The organism is Pseudomonas sp. PDM18 (assembly GCF_014852585.1).
GTDB lineage: Bacteria > Pseudomonadota > Gammaproteobacteria > Pseudomonadales > Pseudomonadaceae > Pseudomonas.
In genome coordinates this window covers 616,896-633,267 of record NZ_JACVBX010000001.1, presented here as the reverse complement: position 1 = coordinate 633,267, position 16,372 = coordinate 616,896, and the positions used below count along the sequence as shown (strand labels likewise).

At 60.1% G+C, this 16,372-nt stretch carries 21 protein-coding genes; 12 read left to right on the top strand and 9 right to left on the bottom strand.

Going from position 1 to position 16,372, the window contains the following annotated elements; genetic code table 11:
• Window positions 1-140 precede the first annotated feature (140 nt).
• From IB274_RS03115 to IB274_RS03105, 3 genes are all read left to right on the top strand, one after another.
• Window positions 141-1,436, top strand: a complete 1,296-nt coding sequence (locus IB274_RS03115; RefSeq protein WP_192430612.1) for a hypothetical protein — start codon at window positions 141-143, stop codon at window positions 1,434-1,436.
• Window positions 1,436-2,440 carry a tyrosine-type recombinase/integrase gene (locus tag IB274_RS03110; RefSeq protein ID WP_192430611.1) on the top strand — a complete coding sequence of 335 codons (1,005 nt, stop codon included), beginning with the start codon at window positions 1,436-1,438 and terminating at the stop codon, window positions 2,438-2,440. The genes IB274_RS03115 and IB274_RS03110 overlap by 1 nt, the downstream gene beginning before the upstream one ends.
• Before the next feature lie 152 nt (window positions 2,441-2,592).
• The gene (locus tag IB274_RS03105; RefSeq protein ID WP_192430610.1) at window positions 2,593-2,970 is read left to right on the top strand and encodes a response regulator; all 378 of its coding nucleotides are present in this window, start codon (window positions 2,593-2,595) and stop codon (window positions 2,968-2,970) included.
• A 103-nt stretch (window positions 2,971-3,073) separates the two neighbouring features.
• Here IB274_RS03105 and IB274_RS03100 read toward each other — a convergent pair whose 3' ends face one another.
• Entirely contained in the window at window positions 3,074-3,283 is a 210-nt protein-coding gene (locus tag IB274_RS03100) for a cold-shock protein (RefSeq protein WP_192430609.1), read from the bottom strand.
• A 276-nt stretch (window positions 3,284-3,559) separates the two neighbouring features.
• On the opposite strand from IB274_RS03100, the gene IB274_RS30045 reads away from it, so the two are divergent.
• The 7 genes from IB274_RS30045 to IB274_RS03070 all read left to right on the top strand — a co-directional run bounded on the left by IB274_RS30045 (window position 3,560) and on the right by IB274_RS03070 (window position 8,277).
• Window positions 3,560-3,727, top strand: a complete 168-nt coding sequence (locus tag IB274_RS30045) for a hypothetical protein (protein ID WP_401084884.1) — start codon at window positions 3,560-3,562, stop codon at window positions 3,725-3,727.
• A gap of 253 nt (window positions 3,728-3,980) precedes the next feature.
• Window positions 3,981-4,808: a tRNA 2-thiocytidine(32) synthetase TtcA gene (gene ttcA, locus IB274_RS03095; RefSeq protein WP_017522174.1), complete on the top strand. Its 828-nt coding sequence runs from the start codon at window positions 3,981-3,983 to the stop codon at window positions 4,806-4,808.
• 19 nt (window positions 4,809-4,827) lie between these two features.
• Window positions 4,828-5,499, top strand: coding sequence for a DNA-3-methyladenine glycosylase I (locus IB274_RS03090; protein WP_192430608.1), 672 nt, complete (start codon window positions 4,828-4,830; stop codon window positions 5,497-5,499).
• Window positions 5,500-5,527: 28 nt separating this feature from the next.
• Window positions 5,528-6,292 (top strand): NAD-dependent deacylase, encoded by a 765-nt coding sequence (locus IB274_RS03085; protein WP_192430607.1) that lies wholly within the window; start codon window positions 5,528-5,530, stop codon window positions 6,290-6,292.
• A gap of 69 nt (window positions 6,293-6,361) precedes the next feature.
• Window positions 6,362-6,988, top strand: a complete 627-nt coding sequence (locus tag IB274_RS03080; RefSeq protein ID WP_192430606.1) for a C40 family peptidase — start codon at window positions 6,362-6,364, stop codon at window positions 6,986-6,988.
• An 80-nt stretch (window positions 6,989-7,068) separates the two neighbouring features.
• Window positions 7,069-7,599, top strand: coding sequence for a C40 family peptidase (locus IB274_RS03075; RefSeq protein WP_192430605.1), 531 nt, complete (start codon window positions 7,069-7,071; stop codon window positions 7,597-7,599).
• A gap of 15 nt (window positions 7,600-7,614) precedes the next feature.
• Entirely contained in the window at window positions 7,615-8,277 is a 663-nt protein-coding gene (locus IB274_RS03070) for an O-methyltransferase (protein WP_192430604.1), read from the top strand.
• 45 nt (window positions 8,278-8,322) lie between these two features.
• Here the strand turns inward: IB274_RS03070 and IB274_RS03065 are convergent, their stop codons facing one another.
• From IB274_RS03065 to IB274_RS03055, 3 genes are read right to left on the bottom strand one after another with little or no spacing between them, the layout of a single operon-like run.
• Window positions 8,323-9,072, bottom strand: a complete 750-nt coding sequence (locus IB274_RS03065; RefSeq protein WP_192430603.1) for an SDR family NAD(P)-dependent oxidoreductase — start codon at window positions 9,070-9,072, stop codon at window positions 8,323-8,325.
• Between the two features lies 1 nt (window position 9,073).
• Complete coding sequence (locus tag IB274_RS03060; protein ID WP_192430602.1) at window positions 9,074-10,375, bottom strand: FAD-binding oxidoreductase; 1,302 nt, start codon at window positions 10,373-10,375, stop codon at window positions 9,074-9,076.
• Window positions 10,372-10,773 carry a GtrA family protein gene (locus IB274_RS03055; protein ID WP_192430601.1) on the bottom strand — a complete coding sequence of 134 codons (402 nt, stop codon included), beginning with the start codon at window positions 10,771-10,773 and terminating at the stop codon, window positions 10,372-10,374. Before IB274_RS03055 ends, IB274_RS03060 begins: the two co-directional genes overlap by 4 nt.
• 41 nt (window positions 10,774-10,814) lie before the next feature.
• Here IB274_RS03055 and IB274_RS03050 point away from each other — a divergent pair, with 41 nt between their 5' ends.
• Both IB274_RS03050 and IB274_RS03045 read left to right on the top strand, forming a co-directional pair.
• Complete coding sequence (locus IB274_RS03050) at window positions 10,815-11,702, top strand: decaprenyl-phosphate phosphoribosyltransferase (protein ID WP_192430600.1); 888 nt, start codon at window positions 10,815-10,817, stop codon at window positions 11,700-11,702.
• A complete protein-coding gene (locus IB274_RS03045) occupies window positions 11,699-12,118 on the top strand; it encodes a divergent PAP2 family protein (RefSeq protein ID WP_192430599.1) in 420 nt (139 codons plus the stop codon). Before IB274_RS03050 ends, IB274_RS03045 begins: the two co-directional genes overlap by 4 nt.
• A gap of 63 nt (window positions 12,119-12,181) precedes the next feature.
• Here the strand turns inward: IB274_RS03045 and IB274_RS03040 are convergent, their stop codons facing one another.
• From IB274_RS03040 to IB274_RS03020, 5 genes are all read right to left on the bottom strand, one after another.
• Window positions 12,182-12,880 carry a pirin family protein gene (locus IB274_RS03040; RefSeq protein WP_192430598.1) on the bottom strand — a complete coding sequence of 233 codons (699 nt, stop codon included), beginning with the start codon at window positions 12,878-12,880 and terminating at the stop codon, window positions 12,182-12,184.
• 126 nt (window positions 12,881-13,006) lie between these two features.
• Complete coding sequence (gene tcyN, locus IB274_RS03035; protein ID WP_192430597.1) at window positions 13,007-13,774, bottom strand: L-cystine ABC transporter ATP-binding protein TcyN; 768 nt, start codon at window positions 13,772-13,774, stop codon at window positions 13,007-13,009.
• A complete protein-coding gene (tcyL, locus tag IB274_RS03030) occupies window positions 13,771-14,442 on the bottom strand; it encodes a cystine ABC transporter permease (RefSeq protein WP_171049556.1) in 672 nt (223 codons plus the stop codon). Before tcyL ends, tcyN begins: the two co-directional genes overlap by 4 nt.
• Window positions 14,442-15,242: a cystine ABC transporter substrate-binding protein gene (gene tcyJ / locus IB274_RS03025; protein WP_192430596.1), complete on the bottom strand. Its 801-nt coding sequence runs from the start codon at window positions 15,240-15,242 to the stop codon at window positions 14,442-14,444. Before tcyJ ends, tcyL begins: the two co-directional genes overlap by 1 nt.
• A gap of 120 nt (window positions 15,243-15,362) precedes the next feature.
• Entirely contained in the window at window positions 15,363-16,364 is a 1,002-nt protein-coding gene (locus IB274_RS03020) for a D-cysteine desulfhydrase (protein ID WP_192430595.1), read from the bottom strand.
• Window positions 16,365-16,372 lie beyond the last annotated feature (8 nt).

Below are 16,372 nucleotides of genomic sequence, written 5' to 3'. Positions count from 1 at the left end.
CGTTTCCGTTTTGAGTCGGCGAGACGCGCCGCCGGCCGGGAGCGCCAGGCACGAGCGGTAGGCCGAAGGCGCGGCCGACGACCCTGTAACACGTCGGATAACCCAGTTACTCATTGGATAGCATTGGATAGGTTTGAATCATGACTAAGGCAGCAGAACACCAGATTCGCGCGACACTTCAGGAAGATGGGCAGTTCTTCGAGTCGCCCAAAGGGCGCATCTTTTTCAGCAGTAGGGCAGGGGAGTTCACCGACCTTTCCGGTGTGCGTCTGTTGCGCTGCGGCGTAGATACGGTCCGGCAGTTGTACAACGGCCTGATTCGACCCGAGGTCATGGCGATCTTCGATGAGCCGGAAGACATCGTGGAGTTCGCCGGCTACCAGTGGGCCAAGGGTCGTATTGGTCGCGACTCCGGCTACCAGTACCGGCTACAGAACGCCGATATGGGCCTGATCCTGCTGATCAAGAACCACAACGTGAAGCTCGAAAACATCGGGCCACACCTCAAGATTGAGGTGTCCCCACACGCTCTGGATGGCGCCGATCCGTCGATCCTACAAGGCATGCTCGATGACTTGGCCGCTGGCGTGCTTTCGGCCTGCGAAACCAATCAATGCGCAGTGCATCTCGCCCTCGACGTGCAGGGTTGGACGCCCCCGTCTGACTTGGTGGATCGCATGCATTGTCGGTCCCGGCGTGTTCGCCAAATCAGCGGCATCGAGCGTATCGAGTTCGATGGCAACGCCTCGGTATACGGCCGTGGTGAAACGTACATGTTCGGCTCGGCCAGCGGGCTGCAACTGTGCATCTACAACAAAACGCTCCAAGCCCGGACAACCGACAAGCTCGACTATTGGGAATGTGTTTGGGCCAACCTGAATGGCGATCCCTTCGGTGATGGTGACCCTGCTTACAACCCTCTGGAAACGGTCTGGCGTATCGAGTTTCGCTTCCACCATTCGGTGGTACAGCAGTTCTCCGAAGGCTCCACCATGACTTCTGGTGAGGTGATCGGCTGCCGTACCTACGCGGGCCTGTGCCCGCATCTGCAAGGCCTGTGGGGATACGCCTGTGAGAGCTTCCGGCTGTTGGACAGCCCGAAGGAGTTCAATCCCTTCTGGTCGCTCATCACCCTGGATACCCAGGTGCAGGTAGAGGCTGATCCGCTCATTGATCGCACCGAATACCGCCGCTACTACAAGACGGCTCAGGGCTTCTCCGGCAAGAACTGCGAGATGTTCCTGGGCCAGTTCGCTAGCCTCATTGCAAGGGAGCGCGTACCACCAAAAAAAGCCTTAGAGGTCGGGCGTACTTTGCCCTTTTGGCACGTGATCGAGGATCACTATACCGCCAAGGGCTACAGCACTCGCGACCTCGAAAGACACATCATTGGACTCATAAATGATCGGTACTTGAAGCGCGGGTACGCGATCTGATGGCGATCACCAAGCTGGAGGATGGTCGTTGGTTCGTTGACGTCGAACCCATCAAGGGGAAGCGCTTCCGCAAGCGGTTCAAGACCAAGGGGGAGGCTCAGCGCTTTGAAGCTTCAGTGCGCGCAAAGCTGGCGGTCACGCCGGAGTGGAATCCCAGGCCGAAGGACACGCGTCGCCTGTCTCAGCTCATAGAGCGCTGGTACGAGCTGCACGGGCATGCAATCACCAGCGGGAGACGTCGCAGGAACATGCTGTTGTTCATTGCTGCGAAGCTGGGGAATCCCATCGCTCAGACGTTCACCGTCTCTGCCTTGGTGGCATTGCGTAAGGTGGAGTTGGAGGAGGGGGCGCTCCCGCGCTCGATCAACGTGAGGTACTCGTACCTCAAGTCCATCTATACCGAGCTGCGCCGACTCGGTGACATCGACTATGCTAATCCCCTGGACACGTTGAAGCCGCTGAAGCCTCAGCAGGAGGTGGTTTCGTTCCTGTCGAAAGCTCAGGTCGCGACCCTGGTGTCTGCACTGCGGGACTACTCGACGTTCCCACACTTGGCGCTGATATCAGAGATCTGCTTGGCTACGGGTGCGCGATGGTCCGAGGCCCAGCGTCTGACCTGGCCGATGGTTCGTGCGGGCTGTGTGGTGTTCGCTAATACCAAGTCGAAGCGAGTGCGGACGGTCCCGATCTCCCAGGAATTGCAGGATCGGCTTGAAGCCTATTTCGCCAAGAAAAACCGTTTCCCGTTCTGTCGGGAGGCATTCGCTCGAATGGTGAAGCGCTGCAACATCGTGCTGCCGCGTGGCCAGTGCACCCACGTCCTACGCCATACCTTTGCGTCGCACTTCATGATGAATGGCGGAAACATCCTGGCTCTGAAGGAAATTCTTGGGCATACGTCGCTGAACATGACGATGCGATACGCTCATTTGTCGCCGGAGTACCTACAGGACGCAGTTCGGCTCAACCCATTGTCGATGTACGAAGGGGAGTCGTTACCCTGAGCTTGGGTGTGAGTGATGCACGGCTCGTGGCCAGAGGCGTCTGCCGTTCTCCTCATTATGTTTCTGTGACACGAAATGGCTTGCCCTTTGGGGGAAAAGGGAGGATCACTGCCTCATCCCTCCTGTTTAGGGTGGGCTTTCTGGACATCGTTGTGAAAATCCAAGACTGTAGTGCCGATGATCGGGTGATTTTTATCGTGGAGGATGAAGCAACCCTGGCATTTCTTATTCAGTTAGTGATGGAAGAGGTTGGAATTTCAGCCTTAATGTTTGGAGCGGCAGAGGACGCTCTTGAAATATTGAGGCAGGGAAAACATAACGTTCAGCTGATTTTGACTGATGTAAATCTTGCTGGAGAAATGAATGGGGTTGGATTCTCGGTGCTTTTAGCCTGCGAGTTTCCCACTCTGCCAGTAATATTGATGTCTGCTGTTCCTCAGCCCGATGCCCCGGTGGATAGGTTGTTTCTGCAAAAGCCGATTGCAATGGATGCGCTCATCAGTGCGGTGAAATCCAATATGGCCGGATGAGCGGGGATTTCATCGGTTTGATTTTGTGTGAGCGGCTGTAATTTCTAGGTGTAACAACAAGCAAAAAGCCCCGCATTTGCGGGGCTCTTGATTAGTGCAGAAGCTACATCGTTTGCACTTGGTCAGCCTGAGGTCCCTTGGCACCTGAGGTCACATAGAAGCTAACGCGCTGGCCTTCGTCCAGAGTCTTGTAACCGGAGCTTTCAATCGCTCGGAAGTGAACAAAAACGTCCGCGCCGCTTTCAGGGGTAATAAAGCCAAACCCTTTTTCAGGGTTAAACCATTTAACGGTGCCAGTTTGACGAGTAGTCATAATGAATCTCCAAAAAGTTCATGCTATGCAAAATGCGATGCATGACTGGATGCGAAGTGAAGAGGGGCCGCAAAGATGGAGAATCACGAAGATAAGTCATCGAACGGTGCCGCTAAACTGAGCAGGCAGGTGGTCACCATACAGGCTTTGCAGGGAATAGATAGGTAAATTTCAAGGGATTGAAGATATCTGTCAGGCGGTCAGGGAGGGGTGTGATATTTGCGTATAGTAGATCGGTAGCTGCCGGTTCGGCGGCTCATCACCTCAGGTGAAGTTATGTCCGATTCAGAGACGAAAGCCGCACGTTTGGAGCTGGATAAGAAAATCTCAGCATTTCTTTCCAAGGGTGGAGAAATTCAGGAAATTCCTGCCGGGAGGTACGGTCGCAAAGAGCCATTCAAGCGATCCGAGTGGACCATAAGCAAGAAAAATCCGCAGGAATAGGCCCTTAACGCTTGAAAAGGCTGTGCCCGGCTATGTGGTTTGCTTGGTCCCGTCCTGTAAGTCTGCATTGATCTGGGAAGCTGCCATTGGTTTGCAGACGTCTTTTGTAGTTTTCGACACTCTTTCGACACCTCAGAAAGGCTGGTGGGAAAAAGCCTTTGGGATCAGTGGGTTGAAGGGGCAGTGTCCGCCCTGGGCGATTTGCGCGTAAAATGACCGGCTTTTCGTCTTGCCCTTCGGATTCCAGAGCACCATGGCCAGCACCCTTTCGGTCAACCAGAACAAACTGCAGAAACGCCTGCGCCGCCAGGTTGGCGAAGCGGTCACCGACTTCAACATGATCGAGGACGGCGACAAGGTGATGGTCTGCCTGTCCGGCGGCAAGGACAGCTACACCCTGCTCGACATCCTGCTTTACCTGCAGAAGGTGGCGCCGATCCAGTTCGAGATCGTTGCGGTGAACATGGACCAGAAGCAGCCTGGCTTCCCCGAGCACGTGCTGCCGGCGTATCTGGAGTCCATCGGCGTGCAGTACCACATCATCGAGAAGGACACCTACTCGGTGGTGAAGGAGAAGATCCCGGAGGGCAAGACCACCTGCTCGCTGTGCTCGCGCCTGCGCCGTGGCACTCTCTATACCTACGCCGACGAGATCGGCGCGACCAAGATGGCGCTGGGGCACCACCGCGACGACATCCTGGAAACCTTCTTCCTCAATATGTTCTACGGCGGCACCCTCAAGGCCATGCCGCCCAAGCTGTTGTCCGACGACGGCCGCAACGTGGTGATCCGCCCGCTGGCGTACTGCAACGAGAAGGACATCGAGGCCTATTCGGTGCTCAAGGAATTCCCGATCATCCCGTGCAACCTGTGCGGATCGCAGGAAAACCTGCAGCGTCAGGTGGTCAAGGAAATGCTGCTGGACTGGGAGCGTAAGTCGCCGGGCCGCACCGAGATCATGTTCCGTGCCCTGCAGAACGTGGTTCCGTCGCAACTGGCCGACCGCAACCTGTTCGACTTCAACAGTCTGCGCATCGACGAGACCGCCACCCCGCGCTTCCTCGACGTGATGAACCTGTAAAACCTCGCAAGGACGCCCGATGCGTGATTACCAGTGGCTGTATGAATTCTGCCTGAACCGCTTCGGCTCGGTCGACGCGCTGGAAGCCCGCCTGCCGCAGACGAAATCCGCGGCGGAGCTGGCCGCGGTCGGCGATGATCGCTACCTGTCGCTGATCAGCCTGCGCATCTTCCGTGCAGGCCTCAAGCACAGCCTGGTGGACGCCAAGTGGCCGGCTTTCGAGGAAGTCTTCTTCGGCTTCGATCCGGAGAAGGTCGTGCTGATGGGCGGCGAGCGCCTGGAAAACCTGATGCAGGACACCCGGCTGATCCGCCACCTGGGCAAGCTCAAGAGCGTGCCGCGCAATGCACAGTTCGTCCTGGACATCGCCCGCGAGTACGGCAGCTTTGGCAAGCTGCTGGCCGATTGGCCGTCCAGCGACATCGTCGGCCTTTGGAAGCTGCTGGCCAAACAGTGCAATCAGTTAGGCGGCATGTCCGCGCCGCGCTTCCTGCGCATGGCCGGCAAGGACACCTTCGTGCTCAGCGATGATGTAGTCGCCGCGCTCAAGGCCCAGGAAATAGTCGACAAGACCCCGACCAGCCTGAAGGACCTGGCGCTGGTACAGACCGCGTTCAACGCCTGGCAGGAACAAAGTGGCCGTCCGCTGTGCCATATCTCGATGATGCTGTCGTACACGGTCAACCACTGACGCGCGGCCTGGCCGCGGAGGAGGGCGCATGGATTCGGCCATCGAACGCACCGGCGCGGCACTGGCTCGCGCCGAACGCATCCTGGTGATCACCGGCGCAGGGCTCTCCGCCGATTCTGGCATGCCGACCTATCGCGGCCTCGGCGGCCTTTACAACGGCCGTACGGCGGAAGGGATCCCCATCGAGGCGGCGATCTCCGGTCCGATGCTGCAGAAAGACCCCGCGCTGTGTTGGAAGTATCTGGCTGAGCTCGGTAAGGCCTGTCTGAATGCGCAGCCCAACGCCGGCCACGATACCATCGCGGAACTGCAACGTCTCAAGCCCGAATGCTGGGTGCTGACGCAGAACATCGATGGCTTCCACCGTCGCGCTGGCTCGCCGGCAGAGCGGCTGATCGAAATCCATGGCGATCTGGCGCCGCTGTACTGCCAGTCGTGCGGGCTGCAAAGCACCGAACTGGCCGGACATCTGGATGGCCCGCTGCCGCCGACATGCGCGCGCTGTGCAGGCATATTGCGCCCGCCGGTGGTGCTGTTCGAGGAGATGCTGCCGGAGGAGGCGATCGACACGCTCTATGCGCAACTGCGCAAGGGATTCGACGCCGTTCTGTTGGTAGGGACCACTGCCAGCTTCCCCTATATCATCGAGCCGGTGCTGCGCACGCGGGACGCGGGAGGCTTCACCGCCGAGGTGAATCCGGGGCTGACTGACCTCAGTTCGGTGGTCGAAGAGAGAATGGTTGGTCGAGCCTTAGACATTATGCCGCGCCTGCTAAGTCACATTCCTCGATAAAAAACTTGCATTGGCCCCATTGAGCGGGCAAATTAGCCCGCTAATAAATGGAGCTAATGAGACACGGTCGTGCCCATGCTTAAACGCTTAGCACCCCTCGTGCCCATGAGTTTCGTTCTGCTGCTGGCAGCTTGCGCCAGCCATTCGCCGGAATCGCAGCCGAACCAGGTCGCTTCAGTGCCTGCCACTCGAGCAGCGTTCCAGGTAAATCAGCACAACATAGCGCTGATGAATGAGTCGCAGGACGAGGGGGCCAAAAACGATAACGGCAGTTCGACTGCCCATGTATCCGACATTCTGGACCGCGCGTTCTCGCTGATCGGTACTCCGTACCGCTTTGGTGGGAAATCGGAGCGGACGGGCTTCGATTGCAGCGGCTTCGTGGGCTATCTATTCCGCGAAGAAGCGGGCATCAGCCTGCCACGTTCCACGCGCGAGATGATCAATATGGACGTCCCGCTGGTCTCGAAAGAAGACCTGCAACCGGGAGACCTGATCTTCTTCAACAACCGTGGTCGCGGTCGGGTCAGCCACGCCGGTATCTATATCGGTGACGGACAATTCATCCACTCTGCTAGCCGCCGCGGTGGTGGTGTGCGGGTGGATCGCCTGGACGAGAGCTACTGGCGCTTGAGCTTCATGGAAGCCAAGCGTGTGCTCGAGCCCGGCTACGAGCCGAAGACGGCGACCCGCTGAACTTAAAGTTTTACTTTAAGTATTGCGTTCAACCCATTGTTGATACAAAGTGATGGCACTCCTTGACGGGATGCCATCACATGCTCGTTTCTCAGCGCATCATTCTCCTCATTGTTCTCGCCTCGCTGGCCGCCTGTGCCAGTCGCAATCCGCCGTCGCCGCCTCCCGTGGTGAATGCGCCCGCTGCTCCCGTCTACAACACTCAGGCTGCTGATGATGTTCTGATCCGTGCCATTGGCCTGGTCGGTACTCCTTATCGCTGGGGGGGCAATACGCCAGACGGCGGATTCGATTGCAGCGGCCTGATCGGCTACGTCTATCGCGATGCCACCGGCCTGATGCTGCCGCGTTCTACCCGCGAGATGATCACCCTGCGCGCGCCCACCGTCGGCCGCGAGTCCCTGCAGAGCGGAGACCTGGTGTTCTTCGCCACGAGTGGTGGACGTGGCGTCAGCCATGCGGGTATCTATGTCGGGGAAGGGCGCTTCGTTCATGCGCCCAGAACGGGCGGGACCGTGCGCCTGGACAGCCTCGACAGCGCCTATTGGCAGAAAGCCTTTCTGGAAGCCAAGCGTGTCCTCGCCGTGCAGAATCTCGCCCTCCACCCCTGATCCTCAGGAGGGACAATGACCACCCGCACGCTGAACCTGGACGACTCGCTCTACCAGTACCTTCTTGACGTCTCCCTGCGCGATTCGCCGATCAAAGCACGGCTGCGCGCCGAGACTGCCAGCCTGCCGATGTCCCGCTGGCAGGTCGCTCCGGAGCAGGGGCAGTTCCTCGCCCTGCTGGTCAGGCTGACTGGCGCCAAACGCATCCTCGAAATCGGCACCTTCACCGGCTATAGCGCCCTGTGCATGGCCGAGGCTTTGCCGGAAGGCGGCCATATCCTTTGTTGCGATCTGCCTGGGGAGTACAACGATATCGCCCGACGCTACTGGAATGATGCTGGCGTCGATTCGCGCATCGAACTGCGCCTCGGGCCGGCGCTGGCCACGCTGGAAGCTCTGCTGGCCGGTGACCAGCAAGGCAGTTTCGACTTGGTTTTCATCGATGCCGACAAGGCCAACTATCCCATTTACCTCGAGCATGCCCTGACCCTGCTGCGTGACGGCGGCCTGGTGGTCTTCGATAACGTGCTGTGGAGTGGGCGGGTGCTGGAGACGAATCCGGAAAGCGCGGACACGCGGGCGATCCAGCAGCTCAACCTGGCGCTGAAGACGGATGAGCGTGTGGATTATTCGCTGGTGCCGATTGGTGACGGGATGAGTCTCTGCCGCAAGTGCTAGGCGCGCCAGGGCAGAAGCCTCGCCGGGCGGCGAGGCTGTTCCGGGTCAGATGTTGAGCTTGTTGAAGATCGCTGCCGGCATGTGCCGGATGACCCACATGATCAATTGCCACTTTCGCGGGGTGTACAGCGTGGCAACACCCTTGGTGCAGGCCTGGACGATGTCGCTGGCCACGTCTTCCACGGGAGCTAGGCGTGCACCTTCTCCTTTGAGATGCGCAGTCATGGGGGTGTCGGTGGGGCCCGGCTTGACCAGCAGCACCTTGACGTTGCTGCCTGCAAAGCGGTGCTGCAAGCCCTGTGCGTAACGACTTACCAGGCCCTTGGCAGCGCCGTAGACATAGTTCGACTTGCGTCCGCGGTCACCTGCTACCGAGCCGATGATGATCAACGAGCCGTGATTGCTTCGCTCCATCTTCGCGGCGAAGGCTTCCGCGAACAGCACAGGCGAAATGCCGTTAATTTCCAGCGCTTGCTGTGCGATTGCAAGGTCGTCCTGGCAGGTCTGCTGTTCGGGAAGCGAGCCGTGTGCAATCAGCACGATATCGGCGGGGCCTTTGGCCGTCAGCTCATCTACTTGCGGCTGGATGGATTGCGGGTCGGTGAAGTCTACGGTCGCGCAGTGGACTTCGCCCTTCGGGCTGCGGACCCTGAGGTCGGTGGCGATGCGCTCCAGCTTCGGAAGGTCGCGACCGACGAGCGTCATGTCGACATCCTGCGCCTGCGCCCAGAGACGGGCGCAGCGCTCGGCGATGGCGGAGGTCGCTCCGATGATGATGATGCGTTTCCTGTTCACTTCAGCTTCCTAGCAGGCGGCGGGACAGACCGGAGCTGATGCCCGGGTCGCGATAAGGCAAGAATTCATTCAGCATGGGGTAGCCGGACTCGAAGAGGTCACGCGGCATGCGTGCGTCCTTGGCTGGGTACAGGCGCCCGCCTGCTTCGCGGACGATCGCGTCGAGCCGCTCTAGCAGGCGCAAGGTTTTCTCGCCTCGGTTCGGGAAGTCGAGGGCCAGGGTCACGCCGGGTTGAGGGAAGCCGAGCATGCCCATCGAGCTGCGGGAGCCGAAGGTCTTGAGTACGGCCAGGAAGGAACCTTCGCCCGAAGACGAGATCGCGTCCAGCATGGCTTGCACGGCGTCCTGTCCACCGTTCCGTGGCACGACGCTCTGGTACTGGTAGAACCCGCGAGGGCCGTACATGCGATTCCAGTCCCGCACATTGTCCAGCGGATAAGAGAATGGCTCGTAATGGGCGACGCTCCTGCCGGCTTTGCGCAGGTTGAGGTGGTAGTAGGCGGCATTGAAAGGGCGCAGGGACAGACTGTTGACCAGCGAAATCGGCGGAACCAGTGGCATGCTCAACTTGCGGCCGCGAGGTCGCGCTGGCGGGCCGCTCGCTGCCGGATTCGCGCGCATGAAGATACCGCGACTGGCACCGCCCGAAAGGCAGTCGATCCAGGAGACCGTCTGTTCCCATTCTGCCTCCGATCCGTCGGCGAGGGCGAAGAACTCTGTCAGGTCGCCGTAGGGAAGGGTCTCGGTGTCAAGCCAGGGACTGGCGACGCGGCGCAATTGCAGTTCCGCCTCGACTATAAGTCCGGTCAGACCTAGTCCGCCAACCGTTGCACGGAACCAGTCTGTTTCCGTTTGTGGGCCACAATCCAGCACCAAACCGTCTGTTCGCAATAATCGGACGCGCTGCACATGGTCGCCGAATGAGCCGAGTGCATGGTGGTTCTTGCCGTGCACATCGTTGGCGATGGCGCCGCCCACGGTCACCAGTTGGGTGCCCGGAGTCACTGGCAGCATCCAGCCGCGCGGTACCAGCAGTTGCTGGATGTCGCGCAGCAGGACTCCCGCCTCGCAAGTCAGTCGACCGCTTTCTTCGTTGAAGCGGATTAGGCGGTCCATGCCTGTCATCAGCCAGAGCGTGCCTCCGGGGTTGAGGCAGCTGTCCCCGTAGCTTCTGCCCATGCCGTGGGCAAGACCCGGTTGTTTGCTTGCTCCTATCGCGCGCGCGGCTTGGTCTGGTGATGCGATCGGGACGACATCATGGAGTGGCGCAGCCAGGCGGCCCCAGGAATTGATGGGTCTCATGCAGTCTCCATGCGGAATACATAGCGCTTATCCAGGTGGTACTTGGTGACGTAGCCGATAGCCAAGCCGATCGCGCCGCCCAGATAGCGCATGCCATCGGACTGGAAGAGGTGCTGGAAGGTGAACTCGAAGCCCCAGAAAATGACGGTCGTTGCGAGTCCCATGATGGTATAGAGGATGAAGGTCTGTCCGTCGTGGGCCGCGCTCTGCGCACGAAAGCCGAAAATGTATCGCTTGTCGAGGATGTACTTCACTACCAGACCTACCCCGGTTCCAATCATCACTGACAGTAGGATGGAGTAAGGGCCGTTATAGGATCTGACGACAATATCCTGAGAGCCAATGTTTGCTGCGGTGGCGATTAATGCAAGAATTGTGTAGGTAAGAACCAGTTTCATGAAAAGTATCTTCTGATTTAGCTTCTCAAGGTAGGAATTTGATGCAGGAGTCGGCGATCACTCGTGTTCCGGGGGCTCAGTTGCGTGGATTGATCAAACTGATGCGCCCAAAACAATGGGTCAAGAATGGATTCGTTCTTGCACCGCTGATCTTCTCAGGCGAGTTTCTCAGCTCCGTTGCGCTGAGTCACGCTTTGCTGGCCGTGCTGCTGTTCTGCATAGCGTCGTCGGCGACTTATGTCATCAACGATATGCACGACATAGAGCGGGATCGGCTGCATCCGGTCAAGTCGAAGTCTCGCCCGCTTGCCGCTAGCGTCGTGTCGGTTCCGGCGGCGGCAATCCTGCTGGTGCTGCTCTATGGGGCACTGGTGGTGGGATGGTTCCTGGCACCCAAAGTTGTTGCAGTCATCGTGGGTTATATGCTGCTCAACCTGGCTTATACCTTCGTGCTCAAGCATCAGCCCGTGGTCGACATATTCACCATTGCCATCGGATTCGTACTTCGGGTATTTGCAGGCGCGGTGGCGCTGAGCGTCCCGGTATCGTCCTGGATGTTCGTCACCACGCTTTGTCTTGCCCTCTATCTTGCAGCTGTCAAGCGTCGCCAGGAGCTGAGCAAGAGCGGTGCGGGGGCTCGAGAGGTGCTAGGCAAGTACACTCTCTCGCTGGTCGATCGCTACGCAGAAATCTCCGCTACCGGGGCCCTGCTGTTCTACAGCATGTTCGTGATGTCGGCGAAGCCTGATCTTGTGATCACGGTCCCTCTGGTGCTGTTCGGTTTATTCCGCTACTGGTACGTGGTTGAAGCACTGGATGGTGGCGAGTCGCCTACCGATGCATTGTTGGCGGATTGGCAATTGCTACTGACCGTCATTGCCTGGGGGGGCGTCTGCATGTGGGCACTTTGGCCGGGGATGCCGGCATGAGTACCTATGCATACGCACTGACGCCATTCCTGGCGTGGCTGGTCGCTGGCTGCAGCAAGTTCGCCATCAACAGTATCAGGGCCCGCACGCCTGCCTTTGGCCTGATCGGTTACGGTGGCTTGCCGAGCAACCACACTTCAATCGTCTGCAGCATGGCGGCACTGATTGCATTCAAGCAGGGGCTGGATCAAGCGGCATTCGGCGTCGCGTTGACGCTGGCGTTCATCGTGATGCTGGATGCCAATACCTTGCGTCAGCAGGTTGGGCGGCATGCTGCGGCCATCAATATGCTTGCAGTGGATGCGACCGATCACAAGCCGCTGCGCGAACGCATGGGACACACTCGAATCGAGATCGCCGCCGGTATCCTGGTCGGTATCCTGGTGGCCTGGGGCGTTGCGGCAACCGGGATATGAGTTTTCCGTTGCCATGAAAAAGGCACGCCAGTTGGCGTGCCTTTTTCGTTACTAGTGCCTGAATCAGGCTACGTCGACCAGGATCACTTCGCTGTCTTCCAGCGCCGTGACTTTCACTACGGTCTCGTCGGTGATGGCGGCACCGTCGCGGGCCAGCAGTTCGATGCCGTTGACCTCGACCTTGCCGGTTGCCGGTACCAGATAGGCGCGGCGACCGTTGCCCAGTTCGTACTCGGCACTCTGGCCTGCCTTCAGGGTGGCGGCGACCAGGCGACCTTCCGCGCGGATGCGCAGGGCGTCGACGTCGTTCTCATAGCCGCTGGCCAGGGTCACGAAGCGCCCGGCGCGGTCGCCCTTCGGGAAGGGCTTGGCGCCCCAGGACGGCGTGCCGCCGCGTACCGAGGGGATGATCCAGATCTGGAAGATCTTAGTGACATCCTTCTCCAGGTTGTACTCGGAATGCACGATGCCCGAGCCTGCACTCATTACCTGCACGTCGCCCGCTTCGGTACGGCCCTTGTTGCCCAAGCTGTCCTGGTGGGTGATCGCACCCTGGCGGACGTAGGTGATGATTTCCATCTCGCGGTGCGGGTGCGGCGGGAAGCCGGTGCCGGCGGCGATTTCGTCATCGTTCCAGACGCGGAGGTTGCCCCAGTCCATACGCTCGGGGTCGTAGTACTCGGCGAAGGAGAAGTGGTGCTTGGCGTTGAGCCAGCCATGGTTGGCGCCGCCGAGTTGCTGGAAGGGTCTGCGTTCGATCATGACTTAGTCCTCATGGGGCGCGGCTGGCCGGTGGGCCAGTCCGCGCGGTTCATGGGGCTATCTTCTCTCGCGGGTGATCGATAAAAAAGCGCAAATATCGGCAGATATAAATCGAATAATTCGATTCTATTCGGCCGCGCGCTTCTCGCCCTGATTGAGGAACTTGCTGAGGAACTGGCGGGTGCGTTCTTCCTTTGGGTGAGCGAACAGCGCCTTGGCGTCGCCCTGTTCGACAATCACGCCCTTGTCGATGAAGATCGCCCGGTTAGCGACGTCGCGGGCGAAGCTCATCTCGTGGGTGACGATGACCATGGTGCGCTTTTCCTGGGCTAGGCCGCGGATGGTCGACAGGACTTCACCGACCAGTTCCGGGTCCAGCGCCGAGGTGGGCTCATCGAACAGGATTACGTCCGGCTGCATGGCCAGCGCGCGGGCGATGGCGACACGCTGTTGCTGGCCGCCGGAGAGACGCTTGGGGTACGACTCTTCCTTGCCGGCCAGCCCGACCTTCGCCAGCAATTGGCGGGCGCGCTCGATGGCCTGGGCGCGTGGCTCCTTCTTCACGATGATTGGGCCTTCCACCACGTTCTCCAGCGCGGTGCGGTGGGGGAACAGGTTGAAGTTCTGGAAGACGAAGCCCACATGCTGGCGCAGCTTGCGGATCAGCCCCTGTTGGCCGCTTAGCGGCTTGGACGCGTCGATGAGGATGTCGCCGACCTGGATGGTCCCGCCGTTGGGCACTTCCAGCAGGTTCAGGCAGCGCAGCAGGGTAGTTTTGCCCGAGCCACTGGGGCCGATGATCGCGACCACTTCGCCAGGCTCGACGGTCAGGTCGATGCCCTTGAGCACCTCCTGGCCGCGGAACTGCTTGGTCAGCTGGCGTACTTCGATCATGCGTCGTGCTCCTGGTCATGACGGTTGACCCGGTCTTCCAGGCGGTTCTGCAGGTGCGACAGGATGCTCGCAAGGATCCAGTAGATCAGCGCCGCCGCGAGGTACATGGTGAAGACCTCGAAGGTGCGCGCAGTGATCAACTGAGCCTGGCGGAACAGTTCCGGGACCTGGATGGTGGCGGCCAGGGCAGTGTCCTTGACCAGCGAGATGAAGCTGTTGCCCAGCGGCGGCAGGGCAGTGCGCGCGGCCTGTGGCAGGATCACCCGGCGCAGGGTCTCGGCGCGGGTCATGCCGATGCTGGCGGCTGCTTCCCATTGGCCCTTGTCGATGGAGCCGATGGCGGCGCGGAGGATTTCGCAGACATAGGCGGCCATGTTCAGCGAGAAGCCGATCAGCGCCGCTGGCAGCGGGTCGAGTTCGATGCCGGCTTGGGGCAAGCCGTAATAGATCATGAAGAGCTGGACCAGCAACGGCGTGCCGCGGAAGAACGACACGTAGATGCGCGCGATCCAGCGTACGGGAGTGAATCCGTACAGGCGCATCAGCGCCAGTACGAATCCGAGCAGCAGTCCGAAGAACATGCCGCCAACGCTGAGGACTACCGTAAAGACCGCGCCCTTGAGCAGGAAGGGCGCGGAATCCAGCGCTAGCTGCAGGCTTTCTTCGATCATTGGGTGACGTCAGCCTGGAACCATTTCTCCGAGAGTTTTTTCAGCGTGCCATCGGTCCTGAATTTCTCGATGGTCTTGTTCAGTGCTGCGAGGAGTTCCGGGTTGCCTTTGCGCAGGGCGATGCCGGCTTCCTGGCGAGCGAAGGGCGCGCCGGTCAGGGCCATGGCGCCCTTGGTCTTGTTGACCATGTCGAAGGCGGCCAGGCGGTCCACCAGGATCACGTCGATGCGGCCGCTGCGCAGGTCCTGGAACTTGGTCGGGTCGTCTTCGTAGGTACGCACGTCAGCCTGCGGCACGTGTTCGCGCAGCCACTGTTCGTAGTTGGTGCCCAGGCCCACGCCGACTTTTACGCCTGCCAGTTTCTCCGGCGCGTCGTATTTGCCTTCGTCGCCCTTGCGCACTAGCGCCTGGATGCCGGAGACGGTGTAGGCGTCGGAGAAGTCGTACTTCTTCTTGCGCTCCTCGGAGATGGTTACCTGGTTGATCACCAGGTCCAGGCGCTTGGACTCCAGCGCGGCCAGGATGCCGTCCCACTTGGTCGGCTGCAGCTTGGCGGTGACGCCCAGCTCCTTTGCGATCAGCTCAGAGAAGTCCACTTCAAAGCCGGCTAGCTTGCCGTTTTCGTCCTGGAAGCTGAAGGGCGGGTAGGTGCCTTCGAGCCCGACGCGGACTTCTCCCTTGGACTTGATCTGGGCGAGCAGGTCGTCGGCGGCCTGGGCCTGGCCGAAGAGGCCGGCGCCGAGGGTGAGAGTCAGGCTGGCAAGCAGGAAATGACGTCGCAGTGCGGAGAAGGTCATGGTGGTCCCCGTTATTGGTGTTTGTTAGCAGGTTAGTCAACGCGTGGCGACTATAGGGCTGGAATCGTTATGCAATAAAATAATAAAAAATTACATACCTAGTTCTGAATGGTATGTAGGTTACTTCGCCGAATGATAGGCGAATAGTGCCGGTGAGCCGCCGGTGTGCAGGAACAGGATAGGCCCGGGTTTAGCGAAGCGATCACGGCGGATGCCATCAAGCAATCCGGCCATGGCCTTGCCGGTGTACACCGGGTCCAGCAGCAGGCCTTCCTGGCTTGCCAGCAGGCGCACGGCCTCCAGCGTGCCGGCATTGGGTTCGCCATAGCGCGGGGAAAAATATTCGTCCCACAGTTGCACTTTCGGCAGGGGCCGCGCGTCGTGGCCGAGCAGCTCCAACGTGCGCTCAACCAGCCCTTCGACCTTCGGCCGTTGTGCCGCGTCTGTCCGCGAGACGGTCACGCCGATCACGTCCAGTTCCGGCAGGGTATCGGCCAGGGCGATCGCCAGGCCTGCATGGGTACCGGCGCTGCCGGAGGCGAGCACCACGGCCGAGAACTCCTGGCCGCTGCCGTGAATCTGCTGCGCCAGTTCCAGTCCGGCACGCACGTAGCCCAAGGCGCCCAGCGCGTTCGAGCCGCCAATGGGCACGATGTAGGGCTTGCGGCCCACGCGGCGCAGGCGTTCGCCGGTCTGGGCCAGCAACTCGTCTGCGGTATCGAGGTTGGACACGAGTTCGACCTCGGTGCCGAACAGGTCCAGCAGGAGGCGGTTGCCGTTGCTCAGGTAGTTGCGGTCATCGGTGCCGATGGGGTTTTCCAGCAACGCCACGCAGCGCAGGCCGAGTTTTGCCGCGACGGCGGCGGTCTGGCGGACATGGTTGGACTGGATCGCGCCGGCGGTCACTAGCGTATCGGCGCCGGCCTTCAGGGCATCCGCGGCGAGGAATTCCAACTTGCGCACTTTGTTGCCGCCCAGGGCGAAGGGTGTCGTGTCGTCGCGTTTCACATGGAGTTCGCGGCCCAGGTGTGTGGACAGTCGCTCCAACTTGTCCAGCGGCGTCGGGCCGCCGGCCAGGTCGAGTCGGGAAAATCGGGCGAGGGCTTCGCGAAGAGAGCTCATGGCTGGTT